Origin of the sequence: Martelella mediterranea (assembly GCF_004342225.1) — a bacterium.
Classification (GTDB): domain Bacteria; phylum Pseudomonadota; class Alphaproteobacteria; order Rhizobiales; family Rhizobiaceae; genus Martelella; species Martelella mediterranea_B.
Genome location: NZ_SMAR01000002.1, coordinates 231,623 through 256,298, shown reverse-complemented (window position 1 = coordinate 256,298; position 24,676 = coordinate 231,623). Strand labels below are relative to the sequence as shown.

Annotated in this window: 23 protein-coding genes; 10 read left to right on the top strand and 13 right to left on the bottom strand. The window is 54.4% G+C overall.

Annotated features, from left to right (window positions below):
* The first annotated feature begins 21 nt into the window (after positions 1–21).
* The 5 genes from EDC90_RS02680 to ispG all read left to right on the top strand — a co-directional run bounded on the left by EDC90_RS02680 (position 22) and on the right by ispG (position 4,312).
* Entirely contained in the window at positions 22–504 is a 483-nt protein-coding gene (locus tag EDC90_RS02680) for a MarR family winged helix-turn-helix transcriptional regulator (RefSeq protein ID WP_132308264.1), read from the top strand.
* A 128-nt stretch (positions 505–632) separates the two neighbouring features.
* Entirely contained in the window at positions 633–1,415 is a 783-nt protein-coding gene (locus tag EDC90_RS02675) for a DeoR/GlpR family DNA-binding transcription regulator (RefSeq protein WP_132308262.1), read from the top strand.
* The gene (locus tag EDC90_RS02670; RefSeq protein WP_132308260.1) at positions 1,412–1,804 is read left to right on the top strand and encodes a VOC family protein; all 393 of its coding nucleotides are present in this window, start codon (positions 1,412–1,414) and stop codon (positions 1,802–1,804) included. Before EDC90_RS02675 ends, EDC90_RS02670 begins: the two co-directional genes overlap by 4 nt.
* 10 nt (positions 1,805–1,814) lie before the next feature.
* On the top strand, positions 1,815–2,993 hold the full coding sequence (locus EDC90_RS02665; protein ID WP_245510899.1) for an MFS transporter: 1,179 nt from the start codon (positions 1,815–1,817) through the stop codon (positions 2,991–2,993).
* Between the two features lie 65 nt (positions 2,994–3,058).
* The gene (ispG, locus tag EDC90_RS02660; protein WP_132308258.1) at positions 3,059–4,312 is read left to right on the top strand and encodes a flavodoxin-dependent (E)-4-hydroxy-3-methylbut-2-enyl-diphosphate synthase; all 1,254 of its coding nucleotides are present in this window, start codon (positions 3,059–3,061) and stop codon (positions 4,310–4,312) included.
* A gap of 49 nt (positions 4,313–4,361) precedes the next feature.
* On the opposite strand, the gene EDC90_RS02655 is transcribed toward ispG, so the two are convergent.
* The 5 genes from EDC90_RS02655 to acs all read right to left on the bottom strand — a co-directional run bounded on the left by EDC90_RS02655 (position 4,362) and on the right by acs (position 8,857).
* Positions 4,362–4,580, bottom strand: coding sequence for a DUF1413 domain-containing protein (locus EDC90_RS02655; RefSeq protein ID WP_132308256.1), 219 nt, complete (start codon positions 4,578–4,580; stop codon positions 4,362–4,364).
* Between the two features lies 1 nt (position 4,581).
* On the bottom strand, positions 4,582–5,223 hold the full coding sequence (locus EDC90_RS02650) for a LysE family translocator (RefSeq protein ID WP_132308254.1): 642 nt from the start codon (positions 5,221–5,223) through the stop codon (positions 4,582–4,584).
* Positions 5,224–5,233: 10 nt separating this feature from the next.
* On the bottom strand, positions 5,234–6,019 hold the full coding sequence (locus EDC90_RS02645; protein ID WP_132308252.1) for an NAD(P)-binding domain-containing protein: 786 nt from the start codon (positions 6,017–6,019) through the stop codon (positions 5,234–5,236).
* Between the two features lie 99 nt (positions 6,020–6,118).
* Positions 6,119–6,697, bottom strand: a complete 579-nt coding sequence (locus tag EDC90_RS02640; protein WP_132308250.1) for an NADPH-dependent FMN reductase — start codon at positions 6,695–6,697, stop codon at positions 6,119–6,121.
* Positions 6,698–6,898: 201 nt separating this feature from the next.
* Positions 6,899–8,857 (bottom strand): acetate--CoA ligase, encoded by a 1,959-nt coding sequence (acs, locus tag EDC90_RS02635; RefSeq protein ID WP_132308248.1) that lies wholly within the window; start codon positions 8,855–8,857, stop codon positions 6,899–6,901.
* A 246-nt stretch (positions 8,858–9,103) separates the two neighbouring features.
* Here acs and EDC90_RS02630 point away from each other — a divergent pair, with 246 nt between their 5' ends.
* Positions 9,104–9,820, top strand: coding sequence for a DUF1013 domain-containing protein (locus EDC90_RS02630; RefSeq protein WP_132308246.1), 717 nt, complete (start codon positions 9,104–9,106; stop codon positions 9,818–9,820).
* An 89-nt stretch (positions 9,821–9,909) separates the two neighbouring features.
* On the opposite strand, the gene EDC90_RS02625 is transcribed toward EDC90_RS02630, so the two are convergent.
* Positions 9,910–10,311 carry a winged helix-turn-helix transcriptional regulator gene (locus tag EDC90_RS02625; RefSeq protein WP_132308244.1) on the bottom strand — a complete coding sequence of 134 codons (402 nt, stop codon included), beginning with the start codon at positions 10,309–10,311 and terminating at the stop codon, positions 9,910–9,912.
* 102 nt (positions 10,312–10,413) lie between these two features.
* On the opposite strand from EDC90_RS02625, the gene EDC90_RS02620 reads away from it, so the two are divergent.
* Positions 10,414–11,541: an NADH:flavin oxidoreductase gene (locus EDC90_RS02620; RefSeq protein WP_132308242.1), complete on the top strand. Its 1,128-nt coding sequence runs from the start codon at positions 10,414–10,416 to the stop codon at positions 11,539–11,541.
* A 142-nt stretch (positions 11,542–11,683) separates the two neighbouring features.
* On the opposite strand, the gene EDC90_RS02615 is transcribed toward EDC90_RS02620, so the two are convergent.
* Positions 11,684–12,355 carry a YggS family pyridoxal phosphate-dependent enzyme gene (locus tag EDC90_RS02615; protein ID WP_132308240.1) on the bottom strand — a complete coding sequence of 224 codons (672 nt, stop codon included), beginning with the start codon at positions 12,353–12,355 and terminating at the stop codon, positions 11,684–11,686.
* A gap of 199 nt (positions 12,356–12,554) precedes the next feature.
* Here EDC90_RS02615 and leuS point away from each other — a divergent pair, with 199 nt between their 5' ends.
* The 3 genes from leuS to holA all read left to right on the top strand — a co-directional run bounded on the left by leuS (position 12,555) and on the right by holA (position 17,001).
* Positions 12,555–15,188 carry a leucine--tRNA ligase gene (leuS, locus tag EDC90_RS02610; RefSeq protein ID WP_132308238.1) on the top strand — a complete coding sequence of 878 codons (2,634 nt, stop codon included), beginning with the start codon at positions 12,555–12,557 and terminating at the stop codon, positions 15,186–15,188.
* Positions 15,181–15,744, top strand: a complete 564-nt coding sequence (gene lptE / locus EDC90_RS02605) for an LPS assembly lipoprotein LptE (protein ID WP_132308236.1) — start codon at positions 15,181–15,183, stop codon at positions 15,742–15,744. Before leuS ends, lptE begins: the two co-directional genes overlap by 8 nt.
* A gap of 213 nt (positions 15,745–15,957) precedes the next feature.
* Positions 15,958–17,001 (top strand): DNA polymerase III subunit delta, encoded by a 1,044-nt coding sequence (holA, locus tag EDC90_RS02600; RefSeq protein ID WP_132308234.1) that lies wholly within the window; start codon positions 15,958–15,960, stop codon positions 16,999–17,001.
* 382 nt (positions 17,002–17,383) lie between these two features.
* Here the strand turns inward: holA and EDC90_RS02595 are convergent, their stop codons facing one another.
* The 6 genes from EDC90_RS02595 to rho form a co-directional block, all read right to left on the bottom strand.
* On the bottom strand, positions 17,384–18,268 hold the full coding sequence (locus tag EDC90_RS02595; RefSeq protein ID WP_132308232.1) for a ParB/RepB/Spo0J family partition protein: 885 nt from the start codon (positions 18,266–18,268) through the stop codon (positions 17,384–17,386).
* Positions 18,269–18,336: 68 nt separating this feature from the next.
* The gene (locus EDC90_RS02590) at positions 18,337–19,125 is read right to left on the bottom strand and encodes a ParA family protein (RefSeq protein ID WP_132308230.1); all 789 of its coding nucleotides are present in this window, start codon (positions 19,123–19,125) and stop codon (positions 18,337–18,339) included.
* Positions 19,126–19,240: 115 nt separating this feature from the next.
* Positions 19,241–19,864, bottom strand: a complete 624-nt coding sequence (rsmG, locus tag EDC90_RS02585; RefSeq protein WP_132308228.1) for a 16S rRNA (guanine(527)-N(7))-methyltransferase RsmG — start codon at positions 19,862–19,864, stop codon at positions 19,241–19,243.
* Positions 19,865–19,903: 39 nt separating this feature from the next.
* Positions 19,904–21,763 (bottom strand): tRNA uridine-5-carboxymethylaminomethyl(34) synthesis enzyme MnmG, encoded by a 1,860-nt coding sequence (gene mnmG / locus EDC90_RS02580; protein ID WP_132308226.1) that lies wholly within the window; start codon positions 21,761–21,763, stop codon positions 19,904–19,906.
* A gap of 131 nt (positions 21,764–21,894) precedes the next feature.
* Positions 21,895–23,223, bottom strand: a complete 1,329-nt coding sequence (gene mnmE / locus EDC90_RS02575; protein ID WP_132308224.1) for a tRNA uridine-5-carboxymethylaminomethyl(34) synthesis GTPase MnmE — start codon at positions 23,221–23,223, stop codon at positions 21,895–21,897.
* Positions 23,224–23,365: 142 nt separating this feature from the next.
* Positions 23,366–24,631, bottom strand: coding sequence for a transcription termination factor Rho (gene rho, locus EDC90_RS02570; protein ID WP_132308222.1), 1,266 nt, complete (start codon positions 24,629–24,631; stop codon positions 23,366–23,368).
* Between the last annotated feature and the right edge of the window lie 45 nt (positions 24,632–24,676).

The window sequence follows — 24,676 nt, the reverse complement described above, 5'->3', positions numbered from 1 at the left end:
ATTTTCTGATAGCTTCAGGTGATGGATCATGTTGACAGAATTCTCGCCCAATGGCAGGCAGCGCGCCCGGACCTGGATGTCAGCCCCATGGGCATAATGGGCCGCCTCAAGCGCTTGCAGGTACATCTTGCCCGGCAGCTTGAGACAGTCTTTTCCCAACATGAGCTAAATGCGGCGAGCTTTGACGTTCTTGCAACCTTGAGGCGGTCGGGGCCGCCCTACGCGCTTTCCCCATCAGACCTGATGGACTGGACGATGGTTTCTTCCGGAACCATGACAAACCGGATCGACCGGCTGGCTCAGGCCGGGTTTGTGTCGCGCGAACGCAATCCCGAAGACCGGCGCGGTTTCGTTGTTGCATTAACGGACAAGGGTTTCGAGCTGATCAATAGAGCCGTCAGTGCCCATGTGGATAACCAGCACAAGCTGATCTCCGGCCTGAGTGATGAAGAGCGGGCGCAGCTCGATCACCTGCTTTCCCGCTGGCTTTCAGACTTCGAATAACCCCCTTCCCGACGCACAACTTCTGTGGCTGGCCAGTGGCGTGGTTTGAGCCATGAGAACCGGCGTTTTCGGTTGCATGCATATTTAAATTTGTTTATGCACGTTCTTGCACGATTTGGATTTTCAACATGAATGAACTTCTGGCGAGCGAGCGCCAAACTCAGATTCTGCAGCGTCTTAAAGCATCGGGCAAAGTCCTTGCTGCCGATCTCGCCGTGACATTTTCTGTTTCAGAAGACACCATTCGCAGAGATCTGCGAACACTGGCTGGGCGCGGTCTTTGTGAGCGGGTGTATGGTGGTGCATTAACCCTCTCTCCGTCGAGCGGAAATCTGGCGACCCGCCAGCAACAGAGTGCCCTTGAGAAGCAAAGGCTCGGACAACGCATCGCTGCGGAAATCAAAAGCGGCATGACGGTGTTTCTGGATGCTTCGAGTACGAATCTCGCCGCGGCAAAGGCTTTGCCGGATCTGCCCTGCACAATCATTACCAACGCACCGGCGATTGCGGCAGCCCTTGACGGACAGCCCTCTGTAACGGTCATCATGATTGGCGGGATCATTGACCGCACTGTCGGCGGTGCCATCGGTTCGCAGGCGGTTGAGGAGGTCGGTCGCTACCGGCCGGATCTCTGTATCCTCGGCGCCTGTGGTATTGATCCGGATGCCGGGCTCACATGTTTCAGCCAGGAAGACGCCATTCTCAAGCGCGCTGCGTCGGCAAATGCGAAGCGCAGAATCACGTCTTCAACGGTCGAAAAACTTCGCACTCGCGCTCCTTTCCTGATTGTTCCGCTTTCCGGACTTTCAGGGCTTGTGATCTCAGGAGAACCGGACACTGAATTCGAAACTGCACTGGCCCGAAATCGGGTAAGCCTTTTGAAGGCAGAGGAACGGAGGATACGCGATTGAACAAAACGCACATTGCCCATGTGGCACTCTGGACCCGTGACATTGAAAAACTCTGTGACTTTTACAAACGTTTCTTCAATGCCAGCGTCAGTGAACGCTATGAAAGCCACAGAAGACCCGGCTTCATATCCCGGTTTATGTATTTTTCGGGTGAAACGACAATCGAAGTCATGCAGGCCCCGTGGCTGGAAGCGGGCGAGAACGGGAAAGAGATAACCGGCTATGCCCATATCGCAATCGCTGTTGGCGAACGTAGCGCCGTTGATGCGTTGGCGAAAAAGGCAGAAGCCGGCGATTTTTTAAAGAGCCAGCCGCGACAAACCGGCGACGGTTTTTATGAAGCCATCATTGCCGACCCGGACGGCAACCTTATCGAAATTACTGTTTAGCGAAGCATTCATGACCCAAACAAACACAAGCCATCGCAGGCGCTACATGTCGAGGAACCGGCTGGCGATATCATTGCTGTTCATGATGAACGGCTTTTTTACAGGCTCATGGGCACCGAAAATTCCCGAATTTGCCGAACGGCTGAACCTGTCAGAAGGCGAGCTGGGGCTGATGATCCTCGTTTTCGGTCTCGGCTCCATCATCGCCATGCCGGCAACCGGCATTTTTCTCGCCCGTTTCGGCGCTGCCCGCGTGGTCAAAACCGCAGCCATGCTGTTTTTGCCGATGCTACTGGTCATCTCCGTCGTGCCGAACATTCCGCTGGCTGTGGTGGCTCTCTTCTGCTTTGGCGGATTGATGGCTGCCATGGACGTTTCAATGAATGGCAACACGGTTTCAGTCGAGAAATCAGAGCGCCGCGCGATCATGTCCTCCTGCCACGCCTTCTGGAGCCTTGGTGGCCTGTTTGGCGCCGGCATCGGCGGCTTTCTGATCGCCGAACTTGGCATTCTGGGCCATGCATTCACAGTCACCGTCATTGCCGCTGTCATGCTGGCGGTCTCATTTCCAAAACTTCTGCAGGACCCGCCTTCAGACGAAGCAGCAGCGCAGAAAATCCGTCTGCCGATGACGCCGCTTCCCTGGCTGATCGGCATTATGGCACTGTTTTCCATGATCCCTGAAGGTGCGGTGATGGATTGGAGCGCACTTTATCTCACCGGAGAACGCGGGGTTGATATCGCCTGGGCCGGTTTTGGCTTCGCTGCTTTTCAGCTGACGATGACGACAATGCGTTTTGCCGGAGACCATGTGCGGGACCGGTTTGGCGCTGTAAAAACACTGCGCTTCTGTGCCGCCATGTCAGTGACCGGCCTGCTGCTGGCAGGTCTTGCGCCGTCAACGGTTCTCATCATCATCGGTTTTGCGATCACCGGCATTGGGATTTCCAACATGATCCCCGTCGCATTTTCTGCCGCTGGCAATCTGCCCGGCATTGCGCCGGGCATCAGCCTTTCGGTCACGACCACACTTGGGTATTCCGGCATTCTGGTTGCCCCGTCGGCAATCGGGTTTCTTGCAGAACATACAGGTTTTTCGCCGATCTTTGCCGGTCTGGCCGGGCTTCACATCATTGTGTTTCTGATGGCACCACTTGCGCATTATGCCGATCAGGACCATGCCGGCTGACAGTTGACAAGCCAGCCTGTTTGATCCACCTGAAATAAAGATCAAAAATCTCTCTGGAGAGAAACATGTCTGCCCCCCGAAACTTCGATCCCCTGCCCCGCCGTGCCTCCGTTGCCGTGGATGTCGGTGGTGTGATCGTCGGCGGCGGCGCGCCGGTGGTGGTGCAGTCGATGACAAACACTGACACGGCTGATATTGACGCGACCGTTGCTCAGGTGGCAGCGCTTTCCAAAGCTGGCTCCGAGCTCGTACGCATCACCGTTGACCGTGATGAAGCCGCGGCAGCCGTGCCGAAAATCCGCGAGCGCCTGTTGCGCCTTGGCATGGATGTTCCACTGGTCGGCGACTTTCATTATATCGGCCACAAGCTTCTGGCCGACCACCCGGCCTGTGCCGAGGTGCTGGCGAAATACCGCATTAATCCCGGCAATGTCGGCTTCAAGGACAAGAAAGACAAGCAGTTCGCCGAAATCATTGAAATGGCGATCCGCTACGACAAACCTGTTCGCATCGGCGTAAACTGGGGGTCTCTGGATCAGGATCTTCTGACGAAACTGATGGATGAAAACGCGGAAAACGGCTCGCCGCTTTCTGCCCGTGATGTCACGCGTGAAGCCATTGTCCAATCAGCGTTGTTATCTGCAGAACTGGCAGAAGAAATCGGCCTGCCGCGCAACCGCATCATTCTTTCAGCCAAGGTATCTCAGGTTCAGGACCTGATTGCTGTTTATTCGATGCTGGCAGAGCGCTCCGACCATGCACTCCATCTGGGGCTGACGGAAGCAGGTATGGGCACCAAGGGTATCGTCGCCTCATCAGCCTCCATGGGGTATGTTCTCCAGCATGGCATCGGCGACACGATCCGTGTTTCGCTGACACCGGAACCGGGCGGCGATCGCACCCGTGAAGTGCAGGTAGCCCAGGAACTGCTTCAGGTGATGGGCTTTCGCCAGTTTGTGCCGGTTGTCGCGGCATGTCCGGGATGCGGCCGCACAACATCGACGGTGTTTCAGGAACTGGCCTCGAAAATTCAATCGGACATCCGCAAGAACATGCCGGTCTGGCGCGACAAATATCCGGGCGTTGAGGCGTTGAATGTTGCCGTGATGGGCTGCATCGTCAATGGTCCCGGTGAAAGCAAGCACGCGGATATCGGCATATCCCTGCCGGGGACAGGCGAAACACCGGCAGCCCCGGTTTTTATCGACGGCAAGAAAGCGAAGACACTGCGCGGCCCCAATATCGCCGCGGACTTTGAAAAAATGGTTGCCGATTATATCGAGCAGCGTTTTGGGTCGGGGCAGCTGGCGGCTGAATAACCGGCGCTACAGCATCGTGCTTTGTGCATCCGAATGGATGCACGGCGCTCTAGTTTTTCCGGTAAATACGTCCGCCGTTTTTCTTGCGTCCGGTATCCTCGACGCCGGGAAACGCTCCGGCGCGTACGGCGTTCAAGAATTCGCGACCGATTTTCACCTTGTCGCCGATATAAAGCCGGTTCCAGTCCTCTCCGTAAAGCTGAGGGAAGTGGAATTCGCCCGGCTCCATGCCCAGAAGCCGTTTTCCGATTTCGTCTTCATCAAGCATGTCAGAGCCGTGTCGTCAGGAGTTTGAAGCCTGCAAGGGTGAAGAGAACCGCCATCGTGCCTTCGATAGCGCGGCGTCCCTTGCGATAGGCCCGCACCGCGGCCCCGGCGGAGAACACGAGTGCGAGCGTGTTGAAAGTCAGAAAACCGATAATACCGGCGGCGCCGATGAACAGGGCGATCGTGCCCTGTCCCGCATCCTTCGGCAGGCCGATGGAGGCAAGCGAAACCCAGGCGAAGATCGCCTTCGGATTGGTCAGGTGGATCAGAAGACCGCGGCGGTAGAATGCGCCGAGGTTTGGCGTGCCGGTGAGTGCCGGTGCCATCTCGGGCGCGTCGCGCCGCATGGCCGCACGGAAACTCTTTACCGCAAGATAAAGCAGGTAGCACCCGCCGACGATTTTCAGCGCAACGAGGCCATAGGCAAGTTTCGTCACCACGGCGGCCATGCCGGTTCCCGCCAGCACCGCCCAGATCAGCGACCCGGTCAGCACGCCGTTTGCAAGCGCCAGCGCCTGCCGCCTGCCATGGCCCATGGCCGTGCCGGAGATCGCAAGCGTGGCCGGACCGGGACTGACCACGGCGATGAAATAGGCGCTCCAAGCGAGCACCAGCGATGCGAAAAGCGGCGACGCATCCATCATTTATATCCCGTTATTTCGTTGGCCGCTTGGCATTCTCGAACCGGTCCCAGATGCCGTCAAGCGCTTTTGCAAGCGCATCATAAACGCCTTCATCCTTCAGGTGTTTCAAAACCTGTTCATTGGTACCGCCCCTGGTGGCAGCTTCATGCGTCAGGCCTTCAAAGGAAAGCTCAGGCTTGGTTTTGGCCGTGGCGGCGAGTGCATAAAAGACTGCGCCAGAGAATTTGCGGGCCTGAGCGTCAGGCACATTCTTCGCCTTCAGAAACGCCTGGATCGTACCGTAATAATTGAAGGCACCGGCAAGCGTTGCCGTCGCCACGCAAAGCGCCTGATATTCTTCCGGCGTTTCAACGGCAACCGCCGTTCCCAACCGGTCGAAAAGCGCGACCAGCGCGTCATCCGGCGGGTAAATCGGCGTCGGGCCACCATGAAAAGCGACGGCGGGAAGCGGCGTTACCAGCGTGATTTTTTCGGCCGGCGCGACAAGCGGCTGAAGCCTCTCAACACCAAAGGTCGGCATGAAGCTCACAACGTGATGCGCTGTTCCAAAGGATAAGTCAGCCATAATGCCTTCTGCATCCAGCGGACGAAGGGCAAGGCAAACCGTATCCGCACCGTCGATCACCGCCTGATTGCTGCTGGCAATCTCGACATTGTCGAATTTCTCCGCCAGCTCGGCGGCTATCGCCTCATTGCGCGGCGAAACCAGAATATCGGGCTTGTCCGTTTCCAGCGTGCTCAGGCCCGTTACCACCGCCTTGGTAATCTCTCCCGTGCCGATAAAACCGATCATCATTGCCTCATCCTTTCATTTCAAAACTGATCCCAGCATAGAAAGGCAAAGACCGTTTGAAAATGCCGCAATGAAAGAAACTCCGGAAACAGACCGATACCATCAGCTGGCTTCACGCGCGCTTTTCAGCGCCTTGGTCCACCACAGGAGATCATCGAGCGTCGCCTTTGCAGCGTCATTCAGATAATCGTAATCAGAAAGCTGCTTTTCGCCTTTTCCGACGGCCATCATTTCCGGCATCGTGATTGCAACGCCACCGGAAAGCGGCGCCATTTGCAGCTGACTGGTGACCATGCGAACCTGCTCAACAGCGCGGGCTCCACCGACACCACCATATCCCAGAAAGGCAACCGGCTTACGGCTCCAAGCCTGATAGGCATAGTCGAGGGCGTTTTTCAAAACTGCGGTCATGCCGTGGTTATATTCAGCGACCGAGAACACAAAGCCATCGAATTCAGCCAGTTTTGCTTCCCATTTCTTTGCCACTTCATGTTCCGGCGGCTTGGCTGCCACAGGCGCTGTCTCATCGAAGAATGGCAGAGGATAGTCTCTGAGATCGACCACCTCGAACGCGGCTTCATCATAGGTTGCGGCAATGCCATGGAACCATTCAACTGCGGTATCAGCAAAACGCTCCGGTCTGGTGCTGCCCACAATGATCGCGATTTTAGGTGTCGACATATCTGCTCTCCTTTTGCTGAAGATTGCGCCGAAAGGTCAACTGACCGATGCGCGCAAGCGTTTCTTTAAAACGCATACAGCCGCAAAAGAGTTCCGGGCTCACAGGAATGCGTTTTCAGGTTGCGGGTAGGCAGGAGGCCACCGCCAGCTGGTGCTGCCGATGGCTCCTATCTATTTCACGTGAAACAGCACGAAACGGCGTCAGGCCGCTTCACGCCTGTTCTGGCGGTTTGCAATCAGGTCATCCACGACGCCGGGATCTGCGAGCGTCGATGTGTCACCCAGATTGTCAAAATCATCCTCCGCGATCTTCCGCAGAATACGTCGCATGATCTTACCGGAGCGGGTTTTCGGCAGGCCCGGCGCAAACTGGATTTTGTCCGGCGTTGCGATCGGCCCGATTTCCGCACGCACCCATTTGATAAGGTCCTGCCTCAAAGCCTCATCCGGATCATGCTCACTCATCAGTGTCACATAGCAATAAATGCCTTGCCCTTTCAGCGTATGCGGATATCCGACGACGGCAGCTTCAGAAACAAAGTGATGCGACACAAGCGCTGATTCGACTTCCGCTGTACCGAGACGATGACCGGAAACATTCAGCACGTCGTCGACACGGCCGGTAATCCAGTAGTAACCGTCCTCATCGCGCTTGCAACCATCCCCTGTGAAATATTTGCCCTTATAGGCGGAGAAATAGGTCTGCACGAAGCGCTGATGATCGCCGTAAACGGAACGCGCCTGCCCCGGCCAGCTGTCGGTAATCACCAGATTGCCGTCTGTTGCGCCGTCCAGCTGATTGCCGTCACTATCGAGAAGTTCGGGCTTGATACCGAAAAAGGGTCTGGTTGCCGAACCGGGTTTCAGATCAGTCGCACCGGGCAGAGGTGTAATCATCATGCCGCCGGTTTCGGTCTGCCACCAGGTGTCGACGATCGGGCAACGGGCCTCTCCGACAACATGATAGTACCATTCCCATGCTTCAGGATTGATCGGCTCACCCACCGAACCGAGAAGGCGAAGCGATTCCCGCGACGATTTCTGTACCAGTTCATCACCGGCCCCCATGAGAGCGCGGATCGCAGTCGGCGCGGTATAGAGAATATTGACCTTGTGCTTGTCAACGATTTCCCAAAAGCGGCCATAGTCCGGAAAGTTCGGTGTGCCTTCGAACATGACGGTTGTCGCACAATTGGCGAGCGGACCATAGACGATATAGGAGTGACCGGTCACCCAGCCGACATCGGCTGCACACCAGTAAACCTCTCCCTGCCGATAGTCGAAAACATATTCGTGGGTCATAGACGCCCAGACGAGGTAGCCCCCGGTCGTGTGCAGAACACCCTTGGGTTTGCCTGTCGAGCCGGAGGTATAGAGAATGAAAAGCGGATCCTCTGCCTTCATCTTCACCGGCGGGCAATCGCCTTTCACCGTGCGGATTTCCTCATGGTACCAGACATCACGGCCCGGCGCCCAGCCAACATGGCCACCGGTTCTGCGAACACATAAAACGTGGTTGACCAGAACATACTGCTTCGCGGCGATATCAATCGCCAGATCGACATTTTCCTTCAACTGGATTGGCTTGCCGCCGCGCACGCCCTGATCGCAGGTGATCACGAACGTACTTTCGCAATCGACAATGCGACCGGCCAGTGCTTCCGGCGAAAAACCCGCAAAGACAACGGAGTGAATAGCACCGATCCGCGCGCAGGCAAGCATCGCATAGGCCGCCTCCGGAACCATCGGCATATAGATCGTGACCCGGTCACCTTTCTTGACGCCGTACTTCTTCAGCACGTTCGCCATACGGCAAACCTGATCGTAAAGCTGGTTATAGGTGATCTTTTTATCGATGTAGGGGTTATCGCCTTCCCAGATGATGGCGGTTTCTTCCCCGTGGGTTTTCAGATGCCGGTCAATGCAGTTGTAGGATACATTGGTCTGGCCGTCTTCAAACCACTTGATCGAGACACGGCCCTTGAAAGAGGTGTTTTTGACCTTGGTGTAGGGCTTGAACCAGTCAATGCGGCGACCGTGCTTGTCCCAGAACAATTCCGGCTCATTGATGCTTTCCTGATACCACTGGTCATACTTGGCCTGATCAATCAATGCGCGGGCTTTAGCCGGCTTCAAAACCGGATATATTTTTGCTGACATGACCTCCTCCTGAGTTTATTCAGCTTCTCCTCCGTGCGACAATCTGTTTATCGTCAACAAGAATGCCTGTTATGGTCGAACCATAACAAGCTTAAACGCGTCTTCAATAAGACATTCGTCAATTCTCCTGCTTTGAATTGCATTTACGTCTCTTTCATTTTATATGGAGGCAATGTTTTCCCGGAAATAGTGGCAAAAAGACCCACGGACCGCGACACCGGCGCGGACGACGGAAGGAATTTACCCATGGCACAGAAGCTGCTAATGCCCAAAGCGACGGCCGTCTGGCTCGTAGACAACACAGCGCTGTCGTTCGATCAGATCGCCGAATTTTGCAAACTGCACCCGCTGGAAGTCAAAGCCATCGCCGATGGTGAATCCGCGCAGGGTATCAAAGGGCTGGACCCCATCTCAACCGGACAGCTCTCCCGCGAAGAAATTGCGCGCGGCGAAGGCAATCCGAACCACAAGCTGAAGATTTCCGAACCGAAAGTGCGGGTTCCTGAATCGAAACGCAAAGGGCCGCGTTATACCCCGGTTTCCAAGCGTCAGGATCGACCGAACGCGATTTTGTGGCTGGTGCGCAACCATCCGGAACTGAAAGATGCCCAGATTTCGCGCCTCGTTGGCACAACAAAATCCACCATCGAGCAGATCCGTGACCGCACACACTGGAATTCGGCCAATCTGACGCCAATGGACCCGGTCACGCTCGGCCTTTGCAGCCAGATCGACCTTGATCTTGAAGTGGAAAAATCTGCCAAGGATCGTCCGCTGCCGTCCGCTGAAGAAATGGATAATGCAACGCTGGCTTCCGCCCACGATATGGAAAGCCTCGGCAACTCTGTTTCGGAGAACTCGGAAGACAAGCAGATGTCTGCCGACGAAGTGTTCTCACGCTTTGCCTCGCTGAAGAGCGATGGTGACGAAAACAGCGACGAAGAGGATGACAGCAAGTCCTGATCGCTGTCGCAGTTCAACTTATTTACAGCATCGTGCTTTGTGCATCCGAATGGATGCACGGCGCTCCAAGGGGCCTTCAACGGCCCCTTTTATTTTGCCGCAATGCGAGCGTCACTGCGCTCATCAAAGCGCTCTCGGGCTGCACGGATGGTTTCCTTATTGTCCTGCGTCCACGCATAAAGCCTGCAATAGAAGGTTTTCAGCGACGCTCCGAGCTCTGTCAGGGAATATTCCACACCCACAGGCGCTGTATCGAGAATGCGCCGCTCGATCAGGCCGTTGCGCTCCAGTCGCCTGAGAGTATCTGTCAGGGCTTTTTGAGTGATGCCTTCAAGACGCCTTCGAATATCATTAAACCGCATCGGGCCATAAGACAGCGCAGACAGCGTCATAACCGACCATTTGCCGGAAATCTGATCAAGAATTTCGCGGCTCAGGCAACTGGATTGAAATTGCGGGCATGTTTTCGCGCGCGACACTGACTGATCCATAGGTATCCTCCAATATACCTAGTCTAGCACGATTGCCTTATTGACACTAGGTTTATATTTTATACCTATACATTCATCTTTAACCGGGAAAGGGAAATTTCAATGGCAGATCTTGTCACCGATACGCTTTTCAGACCCTTCAAATTTAAAAATCTCGAATTAAAAAACCGCATCGTCATGGCACCGATGACGCGCACATTTTCACCGAATGGCATTCCCGGCGATAATGTTGCGTCATATTATCGCCGCCGTGCCGAAAATCATGTTGGTCTGATCCTGTCTGAGGGCACTGTTGTTGACCGCCCGACCTCGAAAAACCATCCCTCCATCCCGGATTTTTATGGTGAAAAGGCTCTCGCCGGATGGAAAAGCGTCATCGACAATGTCCACGCTGTCGGTGGAAAGATGGGCCCGCAGATCTGGCACGTCGCCAACACGATTGCACATCCGGAATGGCCAAAGGGTGAAGACACCGAAAGCCCGTCCGGCTTTGTATCGGCTGGTGAGCCGCGCGGACGCGCCATGAGCGAAGAAGATATTGCCGATACAATTGCCGCTTTCGGCAAGGCCGCAGCCGATGCTGAACGTCTCGGATTTGATGTTGTCGAAATCCACGGTGCGCACGGATACCTGATCGACCAGTTTTTCTGGTCAGAGCTTAATAAACGCGGTGACAAATGGGGCGGTCCGGCGATTTCGGATCGCGTACGCTTTGCCGTCGAAGTCATCAAGTCCGTTCGCGCCTCTGTGAGCGACGACATGCCGGTTCTCATTCGCCTCAGCCAGTGGAAACAACAGGATTACACGGCAAAGATTGCCAATACGCCCGATGAAATGGCTGAATGGCTTGAACCACTTGTCGATGCCGGTGCGGATATTCTCCATTGTTCGCAGCGCCGCTTCTGGGAACCGGAATTTGCCAGTGTTGATGGTGAGGATGGTCTGAATTTTGCCGGCTGGGCCAAGAAGATCACCGGTGTCCCGACGGTTTCGGTCGGTTCTGTCGGCCTTGATGGCGCCGACTTCCTGGGCTCCTTCGGCGGCGCGGAAACCTCTGCTTCTGCGTCCGGCCTTCAGAAACTGATTTCACGCATGGAGAAGGACGAGTTCGATCTGATCGCTGTCGGACGTGCTCTCATCAAGGATCCGGAATGGGTGAAAAAGGTCGAAAACGGCCAGACCGACAAGCTCGAAGCGTTTTCGCGCGAAGCCTTGGCTGAGCTTTACTGAGCTACAGCATCGGCCCGAAAATTGGAATCGATTTTCGGAAAGCACGATGCGTAGATTCAATAGGTTAGAGCGCCAGAAACCAAAAGATGCGCGGCCAGAGCTGCGCATCTTTTGCCGTGATCGGACGGAATGAAGCTGATGTTCATGCGGGATAATCGCGGGCGCCGAAAATCGCAGACCCCACACGAACACTCGTTGCGCCGAAGGCGACGGCGATCTCATAATCGCCCGACATGCCCATTGAGAGCTTGGGAACGTTGTTTTCCTTTGCCAGATCAAACAACAGCGAGAAATGCGGCCCCGGATTTTCACCGACCGGTGGAATACACATGAGCCCCTCAATCTCAAGGCCCAGCTCCTCGCGGCATAATCTCAGAAATTCGGATGTTTCACGTGGATCAATACCCGCCTTTTGTGGCTCATTACCGGTATTGACCTGAACATAAAGCCGCGGTGCCCTGCCCTGCTTCTCAACTTCCTTTGCGAGAGCACGCGCAATCTTTTCACGGTCAATGGTTTCGATCACATCGAAAAGCCTGACCGCCTCTTCTGCCTTGTTGGACTGCAACGGGCCAATCAGTCTCAGTTCTATATCGGATGTTTCTGCCTTGAGCCCTGGCCATTTCTTCTGCGCTTCCTGAACCCGGTTTTCACCGAAAACCCGCTGGCCAGCATCAATTGCGGGACGGATGTGGTCAGCATCGAAGGTTTTTGAAACAGCAACGAGAGTCACTGTGTTCTCCGGGCGCCCGGCCTCATGCGCCGCAGAAGCGATATTTTCCAGAACATCTTTCAGATTATCGACAACACCCACCGCTCAGCACCTTCCAAATCGTCAAAAAAACGCGTTGCAATCAAACATCAAATCCTGAAGCATTCAATGGCGAAACCGGGACGCGCCATCCTAATTCTCTCTGAATATACCCGTTTGACCCCTGTTCGCCTTGACGCCCCGGCGCTTTCATGATGAAGCTCAGCCCCAAAAAAGAGCGATAATCAAGAGTACATCCGACATGGCCACAGAACGATACAATCCGCGTAAAGTCGAACCGCAATGGCAAAAGCAATGGGCTGAAAACGATGTCTTTCTGACCCGTAATGACGATCCGCGTGAAACCTATTATGTGCTGGAGATGTTCCCTTATCCATCAGGGCGCATTCACATCGGGCATGTCCGAAATTATGCGATGGGCGATGTCGTGGCGCGTTACAAACGGGCGTGCGGATATAACGTTCTGCATCCCATGGGCTGGGATGCCTTCGGCATGCCTGCTGAAAATGCCGCCATGCAGAATAAGGTCCACCCCAAGGACTGGACATATGACAATATCGCGACCATGCGGAACCAGCTGAAATCCATGGGTCTTTCGCTGGACTGGTCGCGGGAATTTGCCACCTGCGATGTTGAATATTATCACCGCCAGCAGCACCTGTTCCTCGATATGCTGGAAAAGGGGCTGGTTTACCGCAAGCAATCGAAGGTGAACTGGGACCCGGTCGACATGACGGTTCTGGCCAATGAGCAGGTGATTGACGGCCGTGGCTGGCGCTCCGGCGCTCTGGTGGAGAGCCGCGAGCTGACCCAGTGGTTCTTCAGGATTACCGATTTCGCACAGGATCTTCTGGACGCTCTCGACACGCTCGACAACTGGCCGGAAAAAGTGCGCCTGATGCAGAAAAACTGGATCGGCCGTTCCGAAGGCATGATGGTACGCTGGGACATCGCGAATGGTGCCGGAAAGGCTGGCAACCATGACGAGTTGACGGTTTATACAACGCGTCCCGACACGATTTTCGGCGCTTCGTTCATGGCGATTTCTGCAGACCACCCGCTGGCTAAGGAAGCCTCGAAACACGATGACAGGGTTGCCGCATTCTGCGAGGAAACCCGCCATGCCGGCACCTCACTGGCGGCCCTCGAAACCGCGGAAAAGAAGGGTGTCGACACCGGCATCACCGTACGTCATCCGTTTGATCCCGACTGGGAGCTGCCGGTTTATGTCGCAAACTTTGTCCTGATGGATTACGGCACGGGCGCCATCTTCGGCTGTCCTTCCGGCGATCAGCGCGACCTCGACTTTGCCCGCAAATATGGCTTGCCGGTTACGCCGGTTGTAATGCCGAAAGATGGCGATGCGACCACTTTCGAAATCGGTGACGAAGCCTTTACCGATGACGGCGTGATGATCAATTCACGCTTTCTCAATGGCATGAGCACTGATGAAGCCTTTGAAACCATTGCGAAAAAACTTGAAGCCGATCTGGCCGGCGATGCGCCACGGGGCGAACGTAAGGTCAATTTCCGCCTGCGGGACTGGGGTATTTCACGCCAGCGCTACTGGGGCTGCCCGATCCCGGTTATCCATTGCGATGACTGCGGTGTTGTCCCGGTTCCAAAGGAAGACCTGCCGGTTAAACTGCCCGACGATATTGATTTCGAAAAACCGGGTAATCCGCTGGACCGTCACAATGCCTGGCGGCAGGTGCCCTGCCCCTGCTGCGGCAAGGCAGCACGGCGCGAAACCGATACGATGGACACCTTCGTCGATTCCAGCTGGTACTACACGCGCTTCACCGCACCATGGGAAGATAATCCCACAGATCCGGCCGTCGCTGACCGCTGGCTGCCGGTCGATCAGTATATCGGCGGAATTGAACATGCCATTCTGCACTTGCTTTATTCGCGTTTCTTCACCCGTGCGATGAAAGAAACAGGACATGTCAGCCATGACGAGCCATTCAAGGGCCTGTTTACGCAGGGCATGGTGGTTCATGAAACCTATCGTCTGGGCGAAGGCACAAAGGTCCGCTGGGTTTCGCCGAGTGAAATCGACATTATCGAGGATGAGAACGGACGGCGGGCAACACTGATTGAAACCGGTGAACCGGTGGCCATCGGTTCGATCGAGAAAATGTCGAAGTCGAAGAAGAACGTCATCGACCCCGATGATATTCTGTCGACCTACGGCGCCGACACAGCACGCTTCTTTGTCCTGTCGGATTCCCCGCCGGATCGCGATGTTGTCTGGACCGAATCCGGTGTTCAGGGCACGTTCCGCTTCGTTCAGCGGATCTGGCGCCTGATTTCCGAGGCAGCGCCCGCGCTTGCAAATGTCGCGGCGGCCAAGGGCAAGGAAGGCAAGGCACTGGAGGTTTCCCGTGCTGCCCATAAAACACTCAAAGCCATCGGCGAAGATCTGGATGGGCTGGCATTCAACAAGGCGATTGCCCGCATCTATGAACTGGTCAATGTTCTGGCTGCGCCGCTGAGCGATATCGCTGCAGGCAAGGCTGATGATGAGCTTTGCGCCGCCACCAAGGAAGCAAGCCTGTTTCTCACCCATTGCTTTGCACCCATGATGCCGCATCTGGCAGAAGAATGCTGGAAGGTTCTGGGTCAGGACGGTATGATCTCCATGGCTGGCTGGCCCGCCTTTGATGATGGCCTGACAGCTGATAACGAGGTCATGCTTCCGGTTCAGATCAATGGCAAGAAGCGGGCTGAGCTGACCGTTGCCCGTGATGCCGATCAGGACAGCATTAAATCTGCCGTTCTGGCGCTCGATGCAGTGCAAAAGGCTCTGGATGGCAAGGAACCGAAGAAAATAATCGTTGTGCCGCAAAGGATCGTGAACGTTGTTGTCTGACCGTCTGCTTCGCGCCGCCGCGTTCTCACTGATGGCACTTGCCGCAACAGTGACGCTGTCTTCCTGCCAGGTTCGCCCGCTCTATGGCGGAGTGGAAGGCCAGGCCCTGAATGCGAAAATGCATCAGCTTGCCTTTAACACCCCAACCACGACAGCTGCACAGAACGTGCTCAATGAGCTGATTTTTCTGACCGGCGGCGGACAGGGTGAAAGCCTTGATCCGAAATACGATGTTTCGATCACAGCTGTCGCGTCCACTTCGGAATTTTTCCAGGACGATACCTCCAATACATCCAGTTCGGCGAAAACGGTTGTGAGGGCGGATTACTCGATGCGCCGGCGTTCTGATAGCAAGCTTCTGGCCAGCGGGCGTCAGCGCGGCACAGCACAGCTCGATTTTCCACGACAGGAATTCGCCAAGATGCGCGCCATTCGCGATGCTGAACAGCGCGCTGCACGGCAAGCCGCCGAGCAAATCTACAATCAGCTGGCAATTGCTCTTAACGATGAACCACCGGAAAAGCTTCCGGCCGCACCTGTTGAATCAGCAAAGTAGACACACATCGCTGGACGTAAATAAGCCGTTGAAACCCGAACCCGCAGCGTGGCCTGCGGGTTTCGTTTTTTATGCCAGTGCACTAGTTTATGCAGCAGATGCAGCTGATGGGATGACGCGCAAACAGGGCTTTCAAGCACGAAGGCACGTTTTAAAGCGATTATGATCCAGGTGCAGTTTTGTTTGACAATGTCCGGTTAAGGTACCGCCTGAATGACGGAAGTTAAATCGCATCAGTTCGACGAGTTTCTCCGCCGCGATGCCAAACGGCTTCGGGTTTTTCTGGTCTACGGACCAGATCGCGGCCTCGTCAGCGAGCGGGCGACGGCGCTGGCTAGGCAGACGGGTATCGACCTCTCCGACCCTTTCTCCATCATGAAACTTGACTCAGCGGATCTGGAAGGCGGTGCAGGACGTATTCTCGATGAAGTGAATGCAATCGGCCTGTTTGGCGGCGAGCGGCTTGTGTGGGTGCGTGCAAGCGGCAATGACAAGGCGCTGACAGACACTTTGAAGGCTTTGTCAGCATCTCCGCCGCAAAATGCATTTCTGATCATTGAGGCTGGCGAACTGCGCAAGGGCACGGCCATGCGTAAAGCCGCCGAAGGCTCCCGCGACATTGCAGCCATCCCCTGTTACGCCGATGATGCACGGGCACTGAATGCCCTGATTGATGAAGCTCTTTCAAAGGCAGAGCTGCGCATGACGCCACCTGCCCGCCAGCTGCTGCTATCTCTTCTGGGTGGAGACCGGCTGGCAACCCGCAATGAAATCGACAAGCTTGTTCTTTTCGGACGCGGCATGGATATCATCGACGAAGATCATGTTGCGGCTATTATTGGTGACGCCAGCGCAACCTCTGCTGATGATGCAGTCGATGCTGTCTTGAAGGGCGATATTGCGGCTCTCAGACGGGCCATGGCGAAAGTCGCACAATCCAAGACGCCAATTTTCCTGATCCTCAATGGCTGTCTGAGACAATTTCAGCTGATTGATCTGATGCGGGCGCAGATGGAAAGTGAACGGCAGTCCGTCAGCCAGGTGATGCAAACCTATGGGCGACAGATTTTCTTTCGTCGCAAGCCTGTGTTTGAAAAGGCGCTTAATTCCTGGACCGGATCGGCCTGCGAGCAAGCACTACGCTCACTGCAATCCGCTTTGCTGAAATCCAGACAGAACCCGGCTCTGGAAGAGAGTATCGCAACCCAGACGCTTCTTTCTCTGACAGTGCGCTCGGCACGCGGAAACCGAAGATAAACTTGGCCGGAAATAAATGTCGGCACATCTTTCATGTGACGCCTCACTGAAAACCCGGCCTCGCTCTTCCTGCCTATTGAGATACCTCACCCACGTCAGATGTCTTGATCCGGCTGATGAATATTCTGCGTGCAATGCACGTGCTCCCTGAATGAACGACCTTTTCAGCGGGATTTTTTTGTTTGTCGAAGGCCACTTCGTTATATCTGTGGAAAGCCTTTGCCACTTCCTAAAAGCGCTTAAAACAGAACACAGCGTCAGCTACTCTTTACCTGATGCCACACTGAGAAAGGCCGGATCGGCGTCATAAATTGCTGTCAATTAGTAATAAAATTGTATCATATTAATTCGACATGATACAATTTTTTCATTTGAAACAGGCTCACACGCTACGATCAAGCCGCCTGCAGACGTCATCCAGTTGATCGAGCGATGAGTAGGCAATTCTGATCTGCCCGCCATTGGCTTTATGATCAATCGTCACCGACAGACCAAGCCGATCGGACAGCGATTTCTCAAGCGCCAGCGTATCAGCATCCTTCTGGTTGGCAGTTGAACGCCCGCGTTTTGCGGCTCCACCCTCCATCGCCTTCTGAGCCAGCTTTTCTGCATCGCGAACGGAGAGTCCCTTGTCGACAATAATCTGAGCAAGTGAATCAGGATCCGGCGTAGAAATCAGTGCGCGCGCGTGGCCCGCCGAAAGCGCACCTTCCGCAAGCATCCGCCTTGCACCATCAGGAAGCTTAAGGAGGCGCAAACTATTCGCCACATGACTGCGGCTTTTACCGATAATCTCACCAAGATCATTTTGCGTATAGCCGTGTTCAGCCATGAGCAGCTCATAGCCGTTTGCCTCCTCAAGCGGATTGAGGTCGGCCCGCTGAACATTCTCGACAATGGCGATCTCGAGAGCGGTTCGGTCATCCACATCACGGATCAGAACCGGTATTTCGGCAAGTCCTGCAAGCTGTGCGGCCCGCCACCGCCGTTCACCGGCAATAATCTCAAATCTTTTTTCAGCTGTCGTGCGCACAACAACAGGCTGGACGATGCCATGCTGACGGACAGAAGCAGCAAGATCTCTCAGATCTTCCTCTTCAAAATGCCGGCGCGGATTTCGAGGATTTCGAACCACAAACTCAATCGGAACAGTTCGGTCAGGACTGACAGATACAGTTTCAACATCGACAGGATCGACTTTATCGATATCGCCGATCAAAGCAGCAAGACCACGTCCGAGACGACGCTTAGAAGAATCTTCACTCATTGTTTTCACCCTGAAATCCGGAAAAGCGGCCTGTTCCAAACAGGTTTTTATATCAAGAAAGCCGTCTGCTAAGCAGCGATTGCCGCCCGCTCACGCTGTATGAGCTCAGATGCAAGCTGGATATAGGCCTGACTGCCATGGCACTTAAGATCATAAAGAATAACAGGCTTCCCGAAGGACGGAGCCTCGGAAACACGAACATTACGGGGGATCAGTGTTTTATAGACCTTATCCCCCATGTATTCGCGAACATCGCTGACAACCTGCTGGGCTAGGTTGTTACGCGAGTCATACATAGTCAGCACGACACCCTGAATTTCAAGCTTCGGGTTAACACTCGAGCGAACTTCTGCGACCGTATCCAGCAACTGGCTCAGTCCTTCCAGAGCGAAAAACTCGCACTGAAGCGGAACGAGAACAGCCTGCGCAGCCGACATGGCATTCATCGTGAGAAGATTGAAAGACGGGGGGCAATCGCAGAAGACATAGCGATATTTACGCACATCGGGATGCGAAAGCGCATCACGGAGCTTGAACACGCGGCGGGGATCTGACGCAATCTCCAGTTCGAAACCAAGCAGATCCAGCGTCGAGGGAACCAGATCAAGGTTCGGAACTGCTGTCGGCACAGCCGCCTCCGAAGCACTTTTTTCGCCAACGAGCAAATCATAGGTCGATGTACGCCGCTGATCTCGGTCGACACCCAAGCCAGTTGAAGCATTGCCCTGCGGATCAAGATCTATAATCAGAACTTTTTCACCAATCGCAGCCAGCGCGGTCGCGAGATTGATGGCCGTCGTCGTCTTGCCGACACCACCCTTTTGATTGGCGATTGTTATGACACGCGTATGATCCATGCTTAAATCCGCCCTATTGGCGCATCTTCGGCCAGTTTTCTTAGCACTCAAGCCGATGCGCAAAAAGCAACCATCGATAATCTTCTGGCCGGGAACGGGAAGTGTTTCTGATCGTTCAACCGGCTGAAACACGCGCAAGGTGGGCAATTTCAAGCATTACAGCGCCCTGCTCCACCTTGCTTGCGTGTTTTACCAGATCAAATTGCCACTGACCACGCGCTTCGTCGATTTCACGCTGGTAATCCCGGCCTTTGTGGAAATATGCACGGAAATTGCTATCTTTGGCGAACCAGGGCTCTGCAAACCCAAGCAGGAGATCGAGACTGGCAAGAGCGCGGGCCGACATAGCGTCAGCTTGCGCAATAACCTCAGGAGCGGTTTCAGCGCGGATTGCATGGACTGAGGCACGCGCACCGGTTTCACGAATAGCCGAACGCAGGAACGAAGCTTTCTTGTTATTGCTTTCCACAAGATGCACCCAACCGCTGTCTGTTTCAGCGAGAAAAATCGCGGTAATCACGCCGGGGAATCCACCGCCACTTCCGATATCAATCCAGGTTTTGGGTTCCGGTGCCATCTGAAACAGCTGTGCGCTGTCAGCGATATGGCGGTCCCAGAGTTTCTGACGTGTCGAGGGAGCCACAAGATTAATGGACCGGGCCCACTTGTCGAAGTGGTCGGCAAATCGCTCAAGACGGTCCTGTGTTTCACGTGAAACGTTCTGCCCGTTAATTTTCATGTGCTGCCCTACTGGTTATTGCCAATCCACGAAAGCCTGTCAGGCTGCCATTCCAGCCATTTTGAGGCGGACAAGCAGCAATGAAATTGCTGCAGGTGTCATACCATCAACGCGACTGGCCTGAGCAATTGTGGCTGGTCGTGCCTTTTCAAGCTTACCCTTAAGCTCATTCGATAATCCAGCGAGCGACGCATAATCAAAATTGTCAGGGATCAGGCGGCTCTCGTCTTTCTGCATCTGTGCAATATCGGAAGCCTGACGGTCAAGATAAACGGCATAAGCAGCTTCGATCTCAACGGCCTTTATGACTTGAGGGTCATGATCCCAAAGTTCCGGCCAGATTGCCGACATCGTCTCCACGGATTGATCCGGATAGGAAAGCAGGTCATAGGCCGTCCGGCGCTGACCGTCCTGATTCAATTTCAATCCGAACTTCGCAGCCTCGTTTGGCGTCAGAGACTTTTCTTTCAGTTCTTGTCGGGCGATATCCAGGGCATCAGAAAAAGCTTCAAACCTCTGACGCCGCTCAGCAGAAGCAACGCCCAGAGCGATAGCCATTGGCGTCAGACGCTGGTCCGCATTATCGGCGCGCAATGTCAGACGATATTCCGCGCGAGACGTGAACATGCGATATGGCTCGGCAACACCACGGGTCGTCAGGTCATCAATCATTACGCCAATGTAGGAATCCGTGCGTGAAAAAATTACAGGTTCTGAGTTTCCTGCCAGTCGCGCGGCATTCAGGCCGGCAACAAGTCCCTGCGCCCCTGCTTCTTCATAGCCGGTGGTGCCATTGATCTGCCCTGCCATAAAAAGCCCGGAAAGCTTCTTCACTTCCAGCCCACCGGTTAATTCTCGCGGATCGATATGATCATATTCGATTGCATAACCTGGCTGAAGAATACGAACTTTCTCAAGCCCGGGGATAGCATGAATGAAGGCTTTCTGAACTTCCTCCGGCAAAGACGTCGAAATCCCGTTCGGGTAGACGGTATTGTCGTCGAGACCTTCAGGTTCGAGAAAAATCTGATGCCCGTCACGATCGCCGAAACGCATGATCTTATCTTCAATCGAAGGACAATAGCGAGGCCCTACTCCCTCAATCTGTCCCGAATACATTGCAGATAAACCAATATTATCGCGAATGATCTGATGAGCTTCCGGTGTGGTTCGGGTAATACCACAGTCAATCTGAGGATTGACGATCCTGTCTGTCATAAAAGAAAATGGTACAGGATCGGCATCGGCAGATTGCCGGTCGAGGGAAGCCCAGTCGATGGTTGAAGAATCGAGGCGCGCGGGTGTGCCTGTCTTGAGCCGTCCAAGAGCGAGACCAAGGCGGTCAAGCGAGCCGGATAAGCCGACTGATGGTTCTTCGCCCACCCGGCCAGCTGGTATCTTTCGGTTTCCGATATGAATAAGCCCGCGCAAGAAAGTCCCGGTCGTCAATACAGCGGCACCACAGGAAAACCTGCGCCCATCTTTGGTCACAACAGCTGATACGCATCCCTGGTCTGTTTCCAGGTCAAAAACATCACCTTCGATGATATCGAGATTTTCTGTCTCTCGAAGGGCAATCTGCATCGCTTGTCGATAGAGCTTGCGGTCTGCCTGGCTGCGTGGCCCCCGGACAGCCGGACCTTTGCGCCGGTTCAGCATCCGATACTGGATGGCCGCGGCATCAGCAACGCGACCCATCAGGCCGTCCAGGGCATCAATCTCGCGCACAAGATGCCCCTTCCCCAGACCACCAATGGCGGGATTGCATGACATAACGCCAATTTTATCTGCGCTGTGCGTGATAAGCGCTGTTCTGGCGCCGGCACGGGCCGCCATACTTGCTGCTTCACAACCGGCATGGCCACCGCCAATGACGATGACATCATACTGATAAGACATGAAATTGCTCCGGTTCTCAGGCTCTACGGGCAACCGCCTGGAGCCATCTGTCCTGTTGGCTCTGGTTTTGCCGTCTTGTCAGGGTGAAGTCAAGTTTGTTTCACGTGAAACACTGTTGAGGCTTATTTGAATTACTTACCGACGCAGAATGCCGAAAAGATGACATCCAGCAAATCCTCGACATCAACATGTCCTGTAATCCGCCCCAAAGCCTGAGCCGCGTTTCGCAACGCTTCCGCCGGGATTTCCGGGGAAACATCTTTCATGGCAAGTGCTTCCTCGAGCGATCGCAACGCTTCACGCAGATAATTCACCTGCCGTTCGCGCGTTGGAAGTGACATTGAAGCCGCTGAAAAACGGGAGGACAGACGTTCGCCAATCGCATTGATGAGGGTTTCAATCCCCTCCCCTGTTGTCGCTGAAATCAGAAGATCATAGCTATGCTCATGATCCTCACTACGGATAACACGATCAAGCTTCGTCCCGATCCTAAGACAATCGACACCATCTGGAAGACGTTCTTCTTCACTGGAGCCAGCATCAATATCGGAAAGCAATAGAATGAGATCAGCATTCTCGAACAGTGCTCGGGCGCGCCGGACGCCCTCCCGTTCCACCGCATCCAGCGTCTCGCGCAAACCAGCAGTATCATAAAGCCGGACGGCAAAACCATTCACATCGAGATTGACTTCAATAACATCGCGGGTCGTACCGGCGATCTCCGTGACAATGGCAATATCACGGCGCGCCAAAGCATTCATAAGACTGGATTTTCCGGCATTTGGCGGACCGGCGATAACAATCCGGTAACCATCACGAATGATTTCTCCCATGCGACTGCCTTCAAGGTGTTGTCGCAGCTCAGAAGCGGTTTTCTCAACACTTTGCCAGATCGTTCGCGAAACGGAGCCTGGTATGTCGTCCTCATCGGAAAAATCGAGTTCTGCCTCAATCATCGCGCGCGCATGGGTCAAAGTTTCAGACCAGCCTTCATAAAGGCTGGAGAGATGGCCTGAGGCTTGTTCAATCGCCAGCCGTCTCTGCATCTCCGTCTCGGCTGAGATTATATCAGAAAGGCCCTCAGCCTCGACAAGATCAAGCTTACCGTTCTCGAAAGCGCGCCGAGTAAACTCACCAGCCTCGGCATGGCGGGTGTTTTTAAACTTTGAAAGGCAATCCAGCATGGCCTGAACGGTTGCCCGGCCACCATGAAGATGAAATTCAATACAATCCTCTCCGGTAAAAGATGCCGGTGCGGCAAAAAACAGAACAAGCGATTGATCTATTTCGCCACCTTCCGCCGCGCGAAGGGTCATCAGTTTTGTCTGCCGCGGCGTTGGCACGCTACCGGCGACTGCCTCACAGATTGAGCGTGCCTGATCGCCCGATATCCTGACAACTGCAACACCGGATGGCAGCGCGCCGCTTGAAAGTGCATAGATTGTATCGCTGTCCTGCATAGATTTTATGCCTTTTTCAGTTGCCGGTCCCAGAGAGGAACACACAACCGCGTTTTATCGAAACCTGCATAAAAGAAAAGCGGCGGGCGTTTTCCGCCACACCGCTTTTCTCTTCGCATAAAAACTCAGACATCAATGATGATCAGGTATTCATCGTTTCGAAGAACTCACCATTTGTCTTTGTCTGTTTCAGCTTGTCGATAAGGAATTCAATACCGTCCGTCGTGCCCATCGGTGCCAGAATACGGCGCAGAACGAAGATCTTCTGCAGATCCTGACGCGGCACAAGAAGATCTTCCTTACGGGTTCCGGATTTCAGAATATCCATTGCCGGGAAGATACGCTTGTCAGCGACCTTGCGGTCAAGAACGATCTCGGAGTTACCCGTGCCCTTGAACTCTTCAAAGATCACTTCGTCCATGCGGCTGCCGGTATCGATCAGTGCAGTTGCAATGATTGTCAGCGAACCGCCCTCTTCAATGTTACGGGCAGCACCAAAGAACCGCTTCGGTCGCTGCAACGCATTGGCATCGACACCACCTGTCAGAACCTTACCGGAAGACGGAACAACGGTATTGTAGGCGCGACCAAGGCGGGTAATCGAGTCAAGAAGAATAACAACATCGCGGCCGTGTTCGACCAGCCGTTTTGCCTTCTCAATCACCATTTCAGCAACCTGAACATGGCGCGCTGCTGGTTCGTCAAAGGTGGAGGAAACCACTTCACCCTTCACTGAGCGCTGCATATCGGTCACTTCTTCCGGGCGTTCGTCAATCAGAAGAACGATGAGGAAACATTCCGGATGATTGGCAGTGATCGAATGCGCGATATTCTGCAGCAGAACCGTTTTACCGGTACGTGGCGGCGCAACAATCAAACCGCGCTGGCCTTTACCAAGCGGTGCAACGAGATCGATCACACGCGATGACAGATCTTTTGTTGTCGGATTTTCCAGCTCCATGTTGAAGCGTTCATCCGGATAAAGCGGCGTAAGATTATCAAAGTGAACCTTATGCCGGATTTTTTCCGGGTCGTCGGAATTGATCGTATTGACCTTCAGAAGTGCGAAATAGCGTTCGCCTTCCTTGGGGCCACGGATCGGGCCTTCAACCGTATCACCGGTTTTCAGAGCAAACCGGCGTATCTGTGAGGGCGAGATATAAATATCATCGGGTCCAGGCAGATAATTGGCATTGGCAGAACGCAGGAAGCCGAAACCGTCCTGCAGAACCTCAACAACGCCCTCTCCGATAATCTCCACGTCTTGTGTCGCAAGAACCTTGAGGATGGCGAACATCAGCTCCTGCTTGCGCAGCGTGCTAGCACCTTCCACTTCGAGCGACTCCGCAAATGCGAGAAGATCGGTTGGCGTTTTGTTTTTCAGTTCCTGAAGCTTCATTTGAGACATGAAGGAAAAAACCGTCATTTTGATAAAGGTGGGATCGAGGCAGCT